Below are 18,183 nucleotides of genomic sequence, written 5' to 3'. Positions count from 1 at the left end.
TTGTGCTCAATATTTGATGGCTTTAGCCCTCAAATATTAGAACGAAGTACGTCTATAACGGCGGTACTCAGGCTCCCAGAAGTTGCTATCAATCTTCTGAGTTAACAGCTCGTCAGGACAGGGTAAGGCCAGCTCTTGTTCAATGGCTTTTTTCGCCACGGCAAAGGCAATGTACTTACTCACTTCCTGAATGTCTTCAAGGGCAGGCAGTAGTGAACCTGAGCCATTTTTACCCAAAGGCGAACATTCAGATAGTGCAAGGCTTGATGCCATTAGCATTTCATCTGACACGCGCGTTGCACCGCTAGCTAATACACCTAGACCGATACCTGGGAAGATAAAGCTGTTGTTACACTGAGCTATTTCGAAGGTTTCGCCATCAATGACCACTGGTTCAAACGGACTACCTGTTGCGACTAATGCTTGTCCTGAAGTCCAATGCAGCACATCTTTTGGTGTCGCTTCAACACGGCTAGTTGGGTTTGATAATGGGAACACTATCGGGCGCTTGCAATGGCTGTGCATAGCGCGGATGATTTCTTCTGTGAATAAACCAGGCGCGCCTGATACACCAATTAATACTGTTGGTTTGGCATTATTGACGACATCAAGTAATGAAATATGATCGCTAAAACCATCCCACTGCTCAACATTCACTGTTTTTTGTGCCAGTTTCTTTTGGAAGTCGAGTAAGGTTGGCATGTTATCAAGCAATAAACCCCAGCGATCAACCATGAATACTTGTGAGCGAGCTTGCTCATCAGAAATCCCTTCAGCAACCATTTGCGCCACAATGGCTTCGGCTATACCACAACCGGCGCTACCCGCACCTAGGAAGGCAACACGTTGCTTACATAGCTGAGTGTCAGCAGCTTTACATGCCGCTAATAATGAGCCAACTGTCACAGCTGCAGTACCTTGAATGTCGTCATTAAAAGTACAGAATCTGTCTTTATAACGCTCAAGCAATGGCATGGCATTTTTCTGAGCGAAATCTTCAAATTGAATTAACGCTTCAGGCCAGCGGCGACTCACCGCTTGCATGAATTCCTCGATAAAGTCTGCGTACTCTTCGCCGCCAATACGTGGATGACGTGATCCCATATACATAGGGTCGTCTAATAAGTTTGGATTATCAGTACCCACATCTAAGGTAATCGCTAGGCAATAAGCAGGGCTGATCCCGCCACAACTGGTATATAAAGATAACTTACCGATTGGGATCCCCATACCACCAATACCTTGGTCGCCAAGACCTAAGATACGTTCGCCATCAGTTACAACGATGACTTTAACTTTATGGCGAGTAGAGTTATTTAAAATATCGTCAATACGGTCTTTGTTATCGTAAGAGATAAACAGGCCACGGTTTCGACGATAGTTTTTCGAAAAGCGCTCACAGGCTAAGCCGACTGTTGGGGTATAGATGATAGGCATCATTTCACTGATGTGGTTACGCACTAAACGATAAAATAAGGTTTCGTTAGTATCTTGAATATTACGCAGATAAATATGCTTATCGAGATCGTTACTGAAACTCTTATATTGTTCGTAAGCACGAGAAGCTTGCTCTTCAATGGTTTCAATAACCCAAGGAATTAGCCCTTCAAGATTAAAGTAAATACGCTCTTCTTCGCTGAAGGCTGTGCCTTTATTTAGCAAAGGAGACTCAAGAATGGCTGGACCTGCGAAAGGAAGATAGAGAGGGCGTTTATTATCGTCCATTGGAAACCTTATTATCAGTGTCGAATTACTGTTATTTCTAGCTAAGATTAGACGCTTGCGACTGTCTAATAGTAGACGTTTTTTGTTATCGGTGAAGGTTAACACAAGTTATATTTTTTGTGGTCTGTTAAGTGAGCTATTTCACACTTTTTTTAGAACTGATCGAACCTGAGTTTGACGTTGTGGTTTATAGGGTGTGTTTGAATTTGATGTTGAAGTAGGGACTAGATACAAAAATGCACAGCCTAAGCTGTGCATTTATCGGTATTTCCTCAAACAGTGGCGTTTATAATTCAACGCCACGGTGTTTGATTGATAAGCCGTGTAAGAAGTTACGTAAAATCTGATCGCCACAAGTTTTGTAGTTCTTGTGCTCAGGATTACGGAACAATGCGCCTAGCTCTGACTTGCCAATAACAAAGTCTGCTAAACCACAAATTTCAATAATGTCATCTTCACGAAGTTCAAGCGCAATGCGTAGCTTCTTAAAGATTAGGTTGTTGGTGAGGTTTTTAACTGGTGCTGGCACTTCACTGCCTTCACGTAAACCACGTTTTTCGATAATTAGTCCGTCTAGGAACTGACACATAACTTTGTCATTACAGGCTTTATAGCCTTCTTCCGCTTCTTTTTTTAGTAAGCTGATGATTTCATCAGTGCTGACTTCAACATTGGCTTGAGCGAAAACTTTAATCATTTTGGCATTCGAATAATCAAATACAAAACGTAGACGGCGAATAATATCGTTGTTAATCATATAAGTCTCTGGGCGCGGCTGCGCAGTTTTTTAATAGCAGGATTAAAATACCCGTTATTAAATAAAAATCGGACGCGGATTATACCTGAAAATAGCCTAATAGTTCAGATTATCTGCAATTAAACAGTTAAAAGCCTAAAGGTAAATGGCAATAATTGCTGGATTTACTGAATGGCTAACTTCCAATAAATAAATAAGCCAGAAAATCCAACCAGATAGGCGAGCCCTGTCCATGCTAATAGTTTCATTTTTGTACCATAACGGTGTTTTTCCGGTAGGGCATCACTGGTCATTAATCTAAGGTTTAACCATGCAAAAATCACTGTGGTTAAAAACGCTAGGGTCATGACAAACTCAAGTAGTGGCAGTAGTGCGCCTTTGAAAAACCAAATTAATGCTAAGCCCAGTGCCGACACAATTAACATGACTCGGGTTAGCCTTTTTGAGCAGTCTTGCTTGTTGTTTAATAATTGCCAGCCAATATCTAAAGTACGGCTATAACCATCAATGACAGTCACTGTGGTACTGAAAATACACAAGAAAGCCACAAGGCCAATTAAATAACGGGTTTGTTCACCCATTACATCGCTATATAAATCAACTAACTGACCTGCGAAAACAGCGCCAGAGTTTGAGAATGTTTCGCCGCTTCCATGCATTACTAAAGCGCCAAGTGCAAGAAACACTATGGCTAAAATAGCTGTGACGATAAAACCTAGGTTGAAATCGAAAATAGCTTGTTTACTGGTGATTGTTTGTGTTTTTTTCTTTTCGATTAACCATAACGAATTCCACGCGCTGACTTCAATCGGCGCGGGCATCCAGCCCATCATTGCCACTAAAAATCCAACATAAGCCCATTGCCAAGGGCTAGTCGAAGTATCTGCAATAGCGGGTGCTTGATAATGTTGCCAAGCGAGGGCTACGGCGATAAGGGTGGTTAAGGTTAATGCCAGCATGATGACTTTGGTCATTTTATCTAGCAGTTGATAATGACCTAAAATCAACACAGCTAAAGAGCTGATTAACACTAAAAAGGCTAACACATCGATGGGTAAGGGAATGAATTGAGTCAGCATCGCGGCGGTTAACATGCAGACACCCGCAGTGCTAGCAATGGCCGCAATGGTGTTTAAGCAAGTAAACATTAACAAATAGCCGCGGCCTTGTTTTAAATAGCCGTGCAATAAACTTTCATTGCTTGCTGCGGTATAACGAGCGCCAGCGGCAAAAAAGGATATTTAAGAAAATTAACCAATAGCACCACCCACACGAGTTGCCATCCAAACTCTGCGCCAGCGCGGGTGGAAGATACCAAATGAGATGCGCCAATAGCGGCAGCGGCCATCAAAATCCCTGGACCAAGACTGGCAAATAATGTGGTGGCTGAGTAATTACTGCTGGTGGCTTTTTGTGTCGTCGGCATCATGTTCTTATTGTTTAAGGTGAAATTGCTATTCAGTTTCAAGCTGATGTATGACTATGTCATATTTTGCTGAATGCGCAAAATAACAAATTGTTTACAAAATGTAAGTAATAAAGCGTTCTGTTACAAGTGATTAAAAACTAGCCATTGACATCTGGTGTGGATTATTTATGTTAGAAAAACATGATGCACTAATATAGTGCTTGTGGAATTGGCTCTGATAAGGAATATCGTAAGTCATTCTTATTGGAGGCATAAAGGCTTAAAAATGATGTTGAGCCTATTCAAAATAATAATTCATATTAGGGACAATTATGAAACGACCTCAATTCTGGCAGAGCGCTTGTGCCGCTGCCGTATCACTCATCCTCACTCCTACTACTTTTGCTGCCGAACCCGAAGTCGAACGCATCGAAGTCACAGGAACCCATATTAAACGAACTGATTTAGAAGGTGCTTCACCGATGACGGTGTTAAGTGCTGAAGATATTGCTCGCTCAGGCGCGCAAGATATTTCGCAGTTATTGAGTAAATTACCCGTGTCAGGGAGCGGCACATTTTCAACTCAAGGTAATAACTCAGATGACACGGCGAATGGCGGCGCTGCGGTATCGCTACGCGGCCTAGGCGCCGATGCAACTTTGGTATTGTTGAACGGCCGCCGTATTGCGGTTTCATCATTTGCCAAGTCTATTGATACTGCATTTGTTGATATCAATTCAATTCCTATTTCGGCGGTGAAACGCATCGATATTGTCAAAGATGGCGCATCAGCGACATATGGCTCTGATGCGATTGCTGGTGTCATTAACATCATTATGAAAAAGGATTTCGAAGGATTTGAAGTCAATGGCAAACTTGCTGAAACCGTTGAAGATGGTGGCGGTCAGCAAGCGGGATCAATACTGTGGGGCACAGAAGCGGCCGACGGTAAGTCACATACCACAGTTATATTTGATTACTTTAAAGAGCGCGAAACCCTTTTTGCCGACCGCGATTATTCAAGCTCTGCTGATCAAACCCCAAATGGTGGTGATGATTTTCGATCATCTGCAGGTAACCCAGGCTCTTATATTCCAGCAACCATTGGCGCAGATGGCTCAATTACGCCCAAGTCTGACTTATTCAGTTGGACACCTGATGTCAATTGTCCAGCCGATAGCGTTAAAGGGAATTACTGCCGCTATGATTACGCCCCGCTGATGACATCAGTGCCAGAATCAACCCGTATGGGCTTATCGGTATTTCAAGATTACGAGTTTAATGATGAACTGAGTTTATTCGCTGAATTGATGTATCAGCACAATGAAAGTGTGGTCAAAGGAGCTGCAAGTCCTTCATTTGGCGAGTTTTATATGCGAAATGACAACCCATTGTTTACCAGCGGTGCGGCTACGAATCCATTCCCTGGTGAAGACTTAACTATGCGCCGCAGGTTAACTGAAACAGGGCCTCGTCAAAAGTCATCAGAGTCTGACAGTGCTCGAATTGTATTAGGTCTAAATGGCATGTTGTCAGATTGGGAGTGGGAGCTAGCTTACACTTATTCCTACAACCGAAACCATGAATACGGTGAGCAAGGCTTTGTGTGGACACCACGCTTACAAGAAGCAATTGATTCAGGTGCCTTTAATCCACTTGCGACAACACAGCAAGGTGATGTGATTGACGATATCAGCGTCAATACCACACGTAACGGTAAGTCCACCACTAATGCATTTGACGGTAAAATTACTGGCGATTTATTTGATATGCCAGCGGGTAGTGTAGCGATGGCGGTGGGCTTTGAATATCGCGAAGAAGAGTTATCTGATAACCCTGATGAGTTATTTAAGCGCGGCGAAATATTCGGTACCGAAGCCACAGAAGCTTATGGAGAGCGTGACCAAACCTCTCTATTTATTGAGTTAGCGGTTCCTGTATTTGAGAAACTCGAAGCCCAGTTAGCACTTAGATACGAAGACTATAGCGACTTTGGTGATACCACTAACCCTAAAATTGCTCTGCGCTACACCCCGTTAGATAATCTTACCTTCCGTGCAAGTTGGGGTGAAGCCTTTAGAGCACCATCTTTAGTGCAGTTAGGTTTAGGCCCATCACAGGAATCTCCAGGCTTAGTTGATGCGGTGCGTTGTCCATTAACTGGGCTTGAAGAAGACTGTACCGCGCAAGAGCGTACGGTTATTTTTTCGGGTAACCCTGACTTGCAACCTGAAGAGTCAACCTCTTACAACTTCGGTGGTATCTGGGAAATTACAGATGGTTTAAGTGTTGGAGTGGATTACTGGAACTATGATCAAGAGGGACTCATCACATCCGATACCCAATACTTGGTGAATACTCAAGGTGACGATCCGAGTGTCGTTAAACGTGAGCCGACAGATGCGAATGGCGTACCGGGACGTATTATTGAAATCTACGACCAATTTGCCAATTTAGGTAGTCAAACTACTGATGGCGTTGATTTTGACGTCAAATACATGATGAATACCCAAAGTGCTGGCGAGTTTGGCTTTAGCTATAACCTGACTTGGGTTAATAGTTTTGATCAGGTACGTGAAGACGGCTCGACTCGTGAACTTGCTGGAGAATATCAACACCCTGAGTATCGCTGGACGGGTGGCATGGATTGGGGCTACACCGACTGGCAAACCAGTGCACGCTTAAATTATATCGGCGAATACGCAGATAACATTGATGCAGGTGCGACGGGTACGATTGACTCAATGATGACGTTAGACTTGAACGTGACTTACATCGGTTTCGACCATTGGTCACTCACCCTAGGTGGCAATAACGTACTGAATGAAGAACCTTCATTCAGCGCAGCCGACTTTATGGGATACGATCAAGCCACTCATTCTGCCATTGGCGCATTATGGTACGGTAAAGTCAGTTATCAGTTTTAATTAACTGAACATATGTTAGGTTAACTCCTAGCTTAAGACAGAAGGCGAGCTTTAGGCTCGTCTTTTTATTGAACTCATTTTCGGTGATGTTCGTTTAAAATAGGTTTGATTTTACTAAGTCTGGTTCAGTTGTTAATTAGCCAAAGGAAGTTAAAGCATGGAAATAGAAGCAAGCACAGGTATTACCTTATATGGCACACCGCGTAGTCGAGCGTTACGTGTTTCATGGTTATTGGAAGAACTTGGAGTTGACTGGCAGTTTAGATTCCTTAATTTTGCCAAAGGCGATAATCGTTCTGAATCATTTTTAGCGTTGAATCCAAGCGGAAAAATGCCTGTGATAACGGACGGTGAATTAGTGCTAACCGAGTCGGCAGCAATTTTACAATACCTAGCTGAAAAGTACGGTAAGGGTCAGTTTTTACCTGCCGCTGGAACGGCTCAAGCTGCTATTCATCATCAGTGGGTTAGCTTTGTTATTTGTGAATTAGAGCAGCCGCTTTGGAGTATGGGTAAACACCGATTTGCATTACCAGATGATCAACGCTTAGATGCTATGCTGCCAGTGGCAAAATTTGAATTTGATAAAGCAGCTGCTATTGCTGAAAAATGGGTGCCAGAGTCGGGTTATGTGTGCGGTGATGAGTTAACTATCGCAGATATTTTACTGACTCAAACCTTACTGTGGGGCACGGTATTTGAACAAACGATACCCCCTAAACTCGCAGCCTATAGAGATCGCGTAAAGCAGCGACCTGCAATGACTAGGGCGTTAGAGAAATCTGAAGCGATTGCTAAAGCAGCTCAAGAAGAATAATGATTAAATCGTGAATTTTAGACATAAAAAAAGGAAGCTGATGCTTCCTTTTTTATTTATCGAATAAGATATTAAAGCTGAGTCGCTGCCCACTTTGCACGGCTTTCACGAGACTCACTCATACCGTTATCAGCGCGGAAGCTTTTGTAAGCTTCAACTTCAAGTGGGATTAAACTAACTTCCACTTCTAATACAATTTGGCACTCTTTTTTGATTCGCCATGCCGCAGTATTATAAAGCTCAGTAAAAGGTAGTGAGCTTAAAAATTCAGGGTTGTACTGAGTGTAAATGGCTTGAGTTGGGTAAACCACAAACGCTAAACGACGCTTAGGCTCAGTTTTAAATAACGCTTCGATGCCGTCAGTGGTATTAAGCACTTGCATCTCAATGGTATCTTCAATTTCAAGCAACTTCTTTTGCGCAACTTCAGGTGCATCGGCTTCGCCAGCTTCCCAAGCTGTCACGGCTTCAGCTGTGCTTTTAGTTAGCTCAGCAATTTGCTCAACACTTAACCCTAATGATAAGCGTAAACACTTCATTTCGATTGCGTTTAGGGCGTTTGATTTAGCCATGATAGTTCCTATAAATGTAATGTATTTCGAGTGCAAATTGGTTGTCGCGTATCGATTGCGATGTATCGGTTTTGCTTATTAACTAATGGCTATTTACGTTTCAGCCAAATGTCTTGGATCCAATCCCACAACGATTCCCACATGATGTCTGCCATGCGACCATTTTTAAAGAAGCGCACATTGCCTTCTTGATCGATACAGTAAAAGTTATCCCCTTGCTGACAGATGGCAATATATTCTCTTGGCATACCCACTGACCAAGCATAGCTGGTCACTTCCGGTAAAAAGGTATGCGAATATGGATCTGATGCGGTGACCATTTCAATGGAACCGTAAATCACATCGCTGCCAAAAAGCAGGTATTCTTTTAGATCATTAGGTAGCGAAATTAAGATTTGTTCTTCAACTTCTACCAGTTGCTCGAATGTCGGTAATTCAAGTGGTACAGGTACCGTTTCGCTTAAATCTTGAAGCATTTCAATGATGTCATTCATCAGTGTTTCCAGTTATCGGCAATAATGGCGGGAGTATAGCTTGAATAACGCCTATAACCAATTATCTCATCGGCAAAAAGACAAAAAAAAGCACCTTAAATTAAGGTGCGAAAGGAAGGGGTCTAACGATAAATAGATGAAACTTAATGGGGTTATGCAGCTTGTGTTTGGTCTCCTATTTGAGTGTTGTCAAATTGAGCTAGGCTTTGGCGTTTATAGCTAAGCCAAACTTTGTGGTAAAGCTTATGAGATGATTGACGAAGCTTAACGATGTGCATCAATTCTAAATCAGTCAGTGCACGGTGTTCGGTTTGTGCGATAGCTTCGATTTGTTGAATTTGCTCATATACTTGATGTTCAGGGCCGCTTTTAATATCGGCAATCTTGGTTAGGTGCAGCTGTACTTCAACAATCATCTTTGATTGTGGCAGTTTTACTAGCAAGTTTAGGTCGCGATAACCTGAAGCTTTGGGCTCCGCAAAGCGGTTTTTGACTTGCACAACTTCAGTGGTTTCAGCTAATGCGTGATAACTACGCATCAGTGTTTGTACGTCATCAGCGACCAAGGTTGCTCTGGCTATATCAGTAATGTAACTGGCATCACCATTAAATTTACGGTCAATTTTTTGTTGAGCTCGTTGATAACTTTTGATGTCAGGGATTAGCGTGTGTGTATGTGTATCTTGGCTGATGTTATTCAGTAAATCGGTTAGCTCGTTTTGTGCTAGTGGCGCTCGTTCAAATAACTGATTCAAATCATCAGTGTATTGCTTTGGCATAGCACCTGAGGTGCTAGCTAAATTAAACAGGCTTTCTAAATCATCTACAAGAGTGTGGTTAACACCATAAACAGGCTTTACTGGGCTGGTGTCAACGGTGACAGCCACAGCATTGCGGGTAGTGAGTAAAAATATAAAGATAAAAAAGGTACGAAAAATTCTGTTCATTTGCGTTACCACTGACTCTTTAAGTAATGAATGCACGAGTAATAAAAACTTTTTATAACCCTTTTGGGATATGTGATTACTTTAGCTGACTGAAGCTGAATCAATGCTGAATATTTTATCGAGTTTGGGTCGGTTTACGCTTCTTTACAAAGTCAGTTCGAATAGTGTGATACGGGATGTAGGGCTTGGTTTGATTTGCAATTTTTAGAAAAGAAAAAAGGACATCGAAATGATGTCCTTTTAATAAGGCTTATTCCTTTTGGAATAGCTATTATTTTAACTTTTTACCAAATTTTTACGCGCTTAGCAGGCTCGATATACATCTTGTCGCCTTCTTGCACATCGTAAGTGCTGTAAAACTCAGGCATGTTTGATAACGCACCTAAAGCGCGGAAGTGACCTGGCGAATGCGGGTCTGTAGCAACACGGTTACGCAGTGCTTCTTCCTTCATTTTTACGCGCCAAATTTGAGTGAAGCCCATAAAGAAACGCTCGTCACCCGTTAAGCCATCAATCACAGGCGCTTCTTTGCCATCAAGTGACATTCTGTAAGCTTTATAAGCAATGGTAACACCCGATAAATCACCGATGTTTTCACCGAGGGTTAGCTTACCGTTGACATGTAAATCATCAAACACCTGATAGCCATCGTATTGAGCGATTAGCGCGTTACCTTTAGCGGTAAAGGCTTCTAAGTCAGACTCGGTCCACCAGTCACGCATGTTACCTTCGCCATCAAACTTAGCACCTTGGTCATCAAAACCATGGCCCATTTCATGGCCGATTACAGCGCCGATACCACCGTAGTTAACAGCGTCATCTGCTTGCATGTTGAAAAATGGTGGCTGCAAGATAGCTGCTGGGAATACAATCTCATTCATGGTTGGATTGTAATAAGCGTTAACAGTTTGCGGTGTCATGTGCCACTCGCCCTTATCGATTGGTCCGCCCAATTTAGCAATATCTTTATTATGGCTTTCAACACTTGCACGCTTAGCGTTACCTGCTAAATCATCACCCTTGATGGTTAGCTTGCTGTAGTCTTTCCACTTATCAGGGTAACCAATTTTAGGGTTGAACTTAGCTAACTTATCTTTAGCTGCAACTTTAGTGTCTGCGCTCATCCAATCTAAAGAATCAATACTAGTACCGTAGGCGCCGCGTAAGTTTTCAACTAAGACACTCATGCGATCTTTAGCTGCTGAAGTAAAGTGACGCTTAACGTACACTTTGCCTACAACTTCACCTAAAGTGCCGCTGACTGTGTTTACACCGCGCTTCCAGCGAGACTCTTGTTCTTCTTGGCCGTTTAAGGTTTTAGCAAAGAAATCAAAGTTTTCAGCATCAATGGCTTCAGACAAGTTACTGGCTGAGTGAGTTAACACATTCCAAGTCATGTAAGTTTTTAAGGTGTCTAAATCGGTCGCGCCAATTACTTCACTTAAACCGCTTACATAGCTAGGTTGATTGATAATGATATCTTTTTGGTCTGCAACACCCATAGTGGCAAGGTATTGAGTCCAATCGATGTTGGGTGCAAGTTCAGCAAGCTCTGACACCATCATCTTGTTGTAAGTCTTAGTGCTGTCACGGGTTTCAACCACATCCCAATGTTTTTCTGCAATGGCAGTTTCAAGGGCTAAAATAGATTCGGCAGCCGCTTTGCCATCAGCAAGGCCTGCTAAGTTATACATTTTTTCAATGTGCTCAACATAGGCTTTGCGAATATTAACGAAACGCTCTTCTTCATTAAAGTAGTAATCTTTCTCTGGAAGGCTTAGACCGTATTGCCAAATATGTGTGGCGTAACGTGTAGAGTCTTTAGCATCAACGTTAATGTAAAACGCGAGTGGTGTGCCGTAACCGTTTACTTGGCTGTAAGCAAAAAAGTTAGTTAAATCAGCTTTTGAATCAATCGCAGCGATTTTATCAAACTCAGCTTGAATAGGTGTCACACCTAGCTTATTTAGTGTCTCAACATCCATGAACGCACGGTATAAGTCAGCAACTTTTTGCTCATCGCTGCCAGCTTTGAGGTTCGGCATTGCTGCCACTTCTTCAATAATGGCTTTTACGTCTTCACGGGCATTTTCACGTAAGTCATAAAAGGCACCAATATTGGTGCGATCGCCTGGGATCTCAGCTGTTTTTAACCAAGTACCATTAACGTATTCATAAAAGTCGTCCTGCGGACGGACAGATTTATCGATGTTTTGGAAATCGATACCTGAGGTTAGGGCTGTTTGCACCGCTTCTGCTGTGGCTGTTTTTGATGTGGTTTGAACTTCATTGTTGCTACAAGCACTTAGGCCTGCGATAAGAGAGGCACAAAGACCTCCAATAACCAACTTTTTCATGTTGTTTCCCTTTGCATTGTTTTAATAAGCCCTTCTATGAGCTTTAGATGCTAATTTTTCATTTACTCTTGCTCGCTAAAGCGCTTTCTAACGAGAAATAGTAAATAAAAAATGAGTCTTTATAGTTGTGAATCCTATGTTAAGTGCTGAAAAGGTCATTTAACAAGGGGATAGCTGGCTTTTGTTGATAAAATGTGAGCTTTTAATAGGAAGATATGTAACTAAAAATTACCGTTTTACAGCTATAGCAGAATATTTGATGTTCATTTAATTATTGAAAGCTCATAATAGCGCTTAATTAGGCACTCAATTGGTTGTAATAATGCGTTTAGATAAGTTTATCTGTGAAAGTACTGAGCTGACTCGCTCACTGGCAAAAAGAGTTTTAAAGTCTGGTGAAGTGACTTGTGATGGTGTGGTGGTAAAAGACGCCGGCTTTAAAGTGGCTCAAGACACACAAGTGTGTATCGAAGGTCGTCAGATAAATATTATTGGCGAGCGTTACATTATGATGAATAAACCTGCCGATATCATCTGCTCAACCATTGATGAAGAGTATCAGTCGGTGTTGAGTTTAATGGATATTGAGAAGGTCGACACTTTACATATCGCTGGACGTCTCGATGTTGATACCACCGGGCTTGTGCTGATCACTAGTGACGGTTTATGGTCGCATAAAATCACCTCACCTAAAAAAGACTGTGGCAAACGTTACTATGTCGAAGTCGCCGACCCATTAAATGAGGACTTAGTTGAAACCTTTAAAGAAGGGATACAACTGCGCAGCGAAGATGGGTTAACCAAACCTGCTGTGCTTGAAATTATTGATGCGACTCATGCACGTTTAACCATCAGTGAAGGTAAATATCATCAAGTGAAGCGGATGTTTGCAGCCGTCGGTAATAAAGTGGTTAATCTTCATCGTGAAGCCATTGGTAGCATCGAGATGGAAGATGATTTATTGGAAGGCGAGTGGCGTTATCTTACCGATGAAGAAGTCAAATCAGTTTAATTTCATCTAGCTTATTTTTCTGTTTTAAACACTGCTGCTAACTTTGATTTAGAGTTTACTATCCAAAAAAAGGGCCTTCTTTGCAGAAGGCCCAATACACTAGTTTTGGAACGTTATTCTAGTGTAGCTTACGACGGCGACTTGCGCCTAATAACCCAACTAAAATCAAACTAAAGATCCCTAAGCTACCACCGTCAGATGAAGCTGATTCCTCTTCAGGAGCTTCTTCTGCTGGTGGAACTGGTGCAGGGTCTACGCCATCAGAATTAACCGTTAGCATGAAGCTAGTAGATGCGCTATCTGAAGGGTAAGCCATGTCATGAATGGTAACAGTGACTTCTGTTGTCCCGTGCCAATCAGCATCTGGGGTAATCGAGAAGGTTTCACCCGTTACTTCAGCAGTGATGTTCTCACCTGATACCATCATGCCGTTGACAGTGCCTTTAACATCGTTATACATAACGGTTAAGCCTTCAGCAGTCGTGTTCTCTTCCATTGTCATATCAGCCATATCAGCAACAGTGATGTTACTTGGCGTTGAAATGGTATGAGATACAGATACTAATTCAGAATCTGAGTACTGAGTTTCAACCGACAGCATACTGTCAGCGCCAATCGCATTAGCAGATACACGAGCTGAGAACTTCAATGACACTGCAGTTTGCTCTGGACCGCGATAATCAGCACAAATGACCATACCTTCACTGACTTTGTCGTCGACATCGTTATAGGCAAATCCATCATTTAAGTAACCTAATGAAGGTCCAAATGCAGTTCTTTCACCCCAGTAACCATGTAAACCGATAGAGCCAATATTGTCATTTGCAGACTCTAAAGTGTGGTAAGCAAAAATCATTTCAGGAGTTTCAGCATCAAAACTGATTCCCGTTGAAATAATCGTCTGAATGTTGAACTTTGCGTCAGGATCAGGATTTAAGTTACCTGTTAAGAAGCTATTCCATTCTTGACCACCATCCCACTGGAAGATGTAGTGATCATTCGTTACTACACCATAAACAGCGTTATTGTAGCGGAAGGTTGCCCAATCAATTGTGGCTTGAGGCATTTCTACATCGCCACGCCATAAAGGTGCAATAATGGTATCAGGGAACGACTGGAAATCATCATTAAATGGGATATGAGCATTCCAAAAGTCTGGATTACTATCTAGCTGAATATATCCAAACGGTGAGATCCCCAAAACATTTTGACTAAATTCATCTGGGTTAGCATACAATGGAATGGTTGGCAGACCACTTTCTTCCATTGGAATATAGAATACTTGATTAGCAGTACCCAGTATATTCATATGCTGATGACCTTGAGATGGTAAGTCGAAGAACGATGGATCTTCACCGTAAGGCACCTTACACGTTGCATCTTCAAGGTTGGTAGTAAATTCGTAATGACGTGGCATATCACTTGATGAAGGTTGAGCTGCGCTAATAGATACAGTATTCCCTTCAATTGTCATCCCTTCGGCATAGTTACCAATTCCACCAACAGCCACTGAATCCTCAATGAGTTGCATACCTTCTGAAAGGTTGGCGTTTATTGTGAATTCACGTTCTCCGCCTAATAAATTAGGGGCAAGTTCTACAATAAAGTCGATAGTATCGCCGACTTTTGCAGCTGTTTGTGAAGCTTCAATTTTGGTATCCATTCCCATATGAGTCAACTTGACAGGGAAACTGCCTAGGTTTGAATCGTTATAGTCATCGCTACCTAAATTAACAACACCATAGTAAGTATCGCCTTCAACAGCATCTGGTAAGTCGTAGTTTAATGCTAGCTGATATGGAGTCACTCCATCAGTGGAAGCTTCACCCTCAACGGTCATGTTTGATTCGTCAGATGCACTGACAATACCAAGACTTAGGACAAACTCATCAGAAGTTTGTTTTGGATCTTCATAATCGAACTTCCAGTTAGCGGCGATTGCCCAGTAACGACCTGGAGCTGGATTATTGACTGCACAGTAATCACCGTTATCTGTGTATGAATAACAAAGAGCTTCATCTAACCATTGAATTTCACCATCTTGGTTGATATCCATGCCTAAATCGATTGATGAATAAGCGAGTTTATCAACAGATAATACTTCCCAAACGATACGTTGAGTGCCTTCAGGTACATCAAAGAAAATAACTTTAGCGCCGCCAGTTTCAATTTCTTCAACTGTTAGGCCTTCGTCATAAGTTCTTTTTAATGCAATTGGCAATTCATAATTGAATTTCTGGCCTTTAGTTAACCCTGTTACTTTACTATTTAGCGATTGTACTTCATCGGTTGTTAGCATAGGTGTCAGAGTATGACCTTGGGCACGGTGAATAATACCTGAGACTTCTTGAGGTAGAGAATCTCCTTTAAATCGAACGCCTACAGGCATTTTTTGTACAGGTTTTGCAGTATTGGAATTAGTGAGATTCACTGAACCCGTTAACTGAAGTGATGAAGAATCAGCGCCAATGGCTTCGATTTCAAGCACTTTAGCTGTAAGGCTAATGGCTTGAGTTTCACCCGCTTTCAAAGTGAATGTTTTCGGTGACACTTCTAGCTCTAACATCGGTGCACCATCGATAGTCTCTGGTAGAGCCTCGACAGTCCAAGTTCCGTCTTCAGTCGCCGTTACTGTACGCATCCAGCTACAGGTACCTGCACAGCTATCATTATAGAAATATGGCAAGTTCAATGTGTGGATATTGCCGCCATTACGCGGATTTGCTGCACGATAGTTATCGGATGTTTCGTCAAGCAATAGTGTTGCATTGTTAGCTCGAGATACATTTATTACACCGCTACCCGCATCGCTGTAACCAGCAGGAACAGGATCATAAGGTGAAGCGTCACGTGCGCGAGTTGCATCTTCAATCGAAGCCGTTGTCATTAGGGCTGATTGAATTTGTGCCGCTGTCCAATCTGGGTGAGCTTGGGTTAATAATGCCATAGCGCCTGCAACATGAGGTGCAGCCATTGAAGTACCACTAATTGAAGCCCAGTCAGCAGGCATACCTTGTAGACTAAATGGCATTTCGTCTGCATATGCCGCGTACACATCAACACCCGGCGCCGCTAAGCTTGGCGACATCACATCTGGCGCTTCGAAGTTTGGACCACGAGATGAGAAATCAGCAACATAATCTGGAGTACGTTCACTTGCTAATACTTCAGATGCAGTAATGGTCAGCATATGATCGCTGCCAGAAGCTAACCATTTTTGTAAGCCGTAGTATCCGTTTTGGTTACTTCCATAGTAGCTGCCGTAATCAATATTAATGCCTGGGATTGAATAAGCATCGTTGTTAGTGGTTTCTGAGTAACCAGAGTTCCATAAAATAAGTCCGCCAGCACCACCAGCTTCAATATTCGTTGCTTTGGTTACGCGAGGAATATCTCCTCGTTTACAAACAACGATTGGTGCTGTGGTAAAGGCATTACCGTCTGGATCAACATCAAAGAAACCAGCAGGGAAAGGCTCGTTACATTTCTCAAATTCATAGCCATAGTCTTTAGCGAGTATTACAGGGCCGGTATAAGCGTCAGTAATACCACCACCAATAAGATCATCTAATGACTGGTCACCACCCATTGAGTCAGTAAGCATTTTACCTTCAACGGTTATTTCTCGAGTATGAGTGGTTGCTGCGACAGAGGTTAACCAAGGAGAAAAATGATCAATTGCCCCGCGTGCTTGGCTAGCATACTCAGGGTCGTAAGAGTTACCAGCAGAAGCTGATACTGAAATTCCAGCTTCTCGAGCGGCTAAAAAGCCAAGCTCCATTGGATCGTCCCAAGGGAATGTGCCGTATGTTGTACCAATAGAGTAGTTGATAACATCAACACCGTCGGCAATAGCATCTTCAATTGCTGATAGTAGTGCAGAGCCTGGACAGCCTTGGTATGTGTCGCCATAGCTTCCATCACTAGCGAAACAAACCTGATACATGATGATATTTGCACGGGGAGCAACCCCTGAAACTTTCTCAAACTGTAATCCAGTTGGCAAGCCGTCAGCCATCTCTCCTGGTTCGCCGACTACGTGGTCGACGTTGAATAATTCGTTACCCGCTGAAGTTGATGCAGTGTGAGAACCATGGCCATTATAATCTTCACCATTTTGAGGGCGTTTTGGATTTGTAATATTCCAAGAAGGTTCATCTGGTTGGAATAATGGATCCATATAGCTGTCAGTAATGCTCTCATATGAACGAACTCCAATAAGTTTGTCGTTACACATACTGGCAAATTCAGCTTTTTCACAGTCACCTAAATAGCTATCGTAACGTGCGGGCATTGAGTGAACGTAGCCATCTCCAGCTGTTGCAGCAAAAGAAGGGTGGTCGGAGTTAATACCGGTATCTAGTACCCCAATGACAATGCCTTCACCTTTGTATTTATCATCAGCCGCACTGCCTGTCCATAATCCTTCCGCACCAATGTGTTGAGGGCCATTATCCGTATGGAGTTCATAAATTTTTTCAATACTAACATTGCGTACACCAGGTAATTCAGCAACTCGTGCAGCTTGCTCTTGAGTCATCTTAAGAGACATACCATTGAAAGCTAAGGTATAGCGACTTTTGACATCTAATTGTCCACCAACATTTGCTGAAATCTGTGATAGAACTTGATCTTGCTTGTTCGTCAGGAATTGGCTGTAACTTTTGACCGCACTGCTATTAATATCAAGTTTGTTGTAGCCGCGAGGGTTAAGCATGGTTGGAACGGTACTTAACTGTGGCGATGTGGCTTGAAACTGTGAGTTATCTCCACGATATAGAGACACAGGTTTATCACTTAGTTCGATAATATAAGTTTGCTCACCTTGAAGGTTTGCTTGGTATTGAAAAGGCACTTTACTGTTTTCGGTTGTTGCAATTGCCCTATGAACATTTTTTCCGTTACTGGTTGGACGTGAAAGGCTGTTACCAGCTCTATTTTTGCCACTTCTTAGATCTTCATTATATTTTATGATGGCATCTGTTATTTCGATACTGCGGAATTGATTATCTGCAGAACTTGAAGCAGCAACAGATCCTGCTCCTGCAGCGTATATCGCTGCAATCGTCATTAGACTTATTTTTTTTAGTTGCATTGAAATCTTCCCTATTATTGTTGTCTGAACAGGTCAAGCAAAATCCTGCCTTCACCTTTTTATCTTTCAGAG

10 protein-coding genes and 1 pseudogene are annotated in these 18,183 nt (G+C 42.4%); 3 read left to right on the top strand and 8 right to left on the bottom strand.

Annotation, left to right across the window (positions count from 1 at the left end):
- Positions 1-36 precede the first annotated feature (36 nt).
- From AC0L4E_RS14855 to AC0L4E_RS14845, 3 genes and pseudogenes are all read right to left on the bottom strand, one after another.
- A complete protein-coding gene (locus AC0L4E_RS14855) occupies positions 37-1,725 on the bottom strand; it encodes an NAD-dependent malic enzyme (protein ID WP_473679823.1) in 1,689 nt (562 codons plus the stop codon).
- Between the two features lie 286 nt (positions 1,726-2,011).
- A complete protein-coding gene (locus tag AC0L4E_RS14850; RefSeq protein WP_473679822.1) occupies positions 2,012-2,482 on the bottom strand; it encodes a YehS family protein in 471 nt (156 codons plus the stop codon).
- 164 nt (positions 2,483-2,646) lie between these two features.
- A pseudogene (locus tag AC0L4E_RS14845) lies at positions 2,647-3,908 on the bottom strand (NRAMP family divalent metal transporter).
- A gap of 314 nt (positions 3,909-4,222) precedes the next feature.
- On the opposite strand from AC0L4E_RS14845, the gene AC0L4E_RS14840 reads away from it, so the two are divergent.
- Positions 4,223-6,817, top strand: coding sequence for a TonB-dependent receptor plug domain-containing protein (locus tag AC0L4E_RS14840; RefSeq protein ID WP_473679821.1), 2,595 nt, complete (start codon positions 4,223-4,225; stop codon positions 6,815-6,817).
- A gap of 157 nt (positions 6,818-6,974) precedes the next feature.
- Positions 6,975-7,634 carry a glutathione S-transferase family protein gene (locus AC0L4E_RS14835; protein ID WP_473679820.1) on the top strand — a complete coding sequence of 220 codons (660 nt, stop codon included), beginning with the start codon at positions 6,975-6,977 and terminating at the stop codon, positions 7,632-7,634.
- Positions 7,635-7,705: 71 nt separating this feature from the next.
- Here the strand turns inward: AC0L4E_RS14835 and AC0L4E_RS14830 are convergent, their stop codons facing one another.
- The 4 genes from AC0L4E_RS14830 to AC0L4E_RS14815 form a co-directional block, all read right to left on the bottom strand.
- Entirely contained in the window at positions 7,706-8,206 is a 501-nt protein-coding gene (locus AC0L4E_RS14830) for a DUF4447 family protein (protein ID WP_473679819.1), read from the bottom strand.
- 89 nt (positions 8,207-8,295) lie between these two features.
- A complete protein-coding gene (locus AC0L4E_RS14825) occupies positions 8,296-8,700 on the bottom strand; it encodes an SMI1/KNR4 family protein (protein ID WP_473679818.1) in 405 nt (134 codons plus the stop codon).
- A 152-nt stretch (positions 8,701-8,852) separates the two neighbouring features.
- Positions 8,853-9,647, bottom strand: coding sequence for a RelA/SpoT domain-containing protein (locus AC0L4E_RS14820; protein ID WP_473679817.1), 795 nt, complete (start codon positions 9,645-9,647; stop codon positions 8,853-8,855).
- Between the two features lie 284 nt (positions 9,648-9,931).
- Entirely contained in the window at positions 9,932-12,004 is a 2,073-nt protein-coding gene (locus AC0L4E_RS14815; protein WP_473679816.1) for a M13 family metallopeptidase, read from the bottom strand.
- Positions 12,005-12,326: 322 nt separating this feature from the next.
- On the opposite strand from AC0L4E_RS14815, the gene rsuA reads away from it, so the two are divergent.
- Complete coding sequence (gene rsuA, locus AC0L4E_RS14810) at positions 12,327-13,016, top strand: 16S rRNA pseudouridine(516) synthase RsuA (RefSeq protein ID WP_473679815.1); 690 nt, start codon at positions 12,327-12,329, stop codon at positions 13,014-13,016.
- Positions 13,017-13,134: 118 nt separating this feature from the next.
- On the opposite strand, the gene AC0L4E_RS14805 is transcribed toward rsuA, so the two are convergent.
- Positions 13,135-18,111: a S8 family serine peptidase gene (locus tag AC0L4E_RS14805; RefSeq protein ID WP_473679814.1), complete on the bottom strand. Its 4,977-nt coding sequence runs from the start codon at positions 18,109-18,111 to the stop codon at positions 13,135-13,137.
- Positions 18,112-18,183: the final 72 nt, after the last annotated feature.

The sequence above is a fragment of the Shewanella sp. GJ50-10 genome (genome assembly GCF_055808815.1).
Note: the sequence above shows the minus strand (reverse complement) of the source record. Positions and strands in the feature narration are given on the sequence as shown.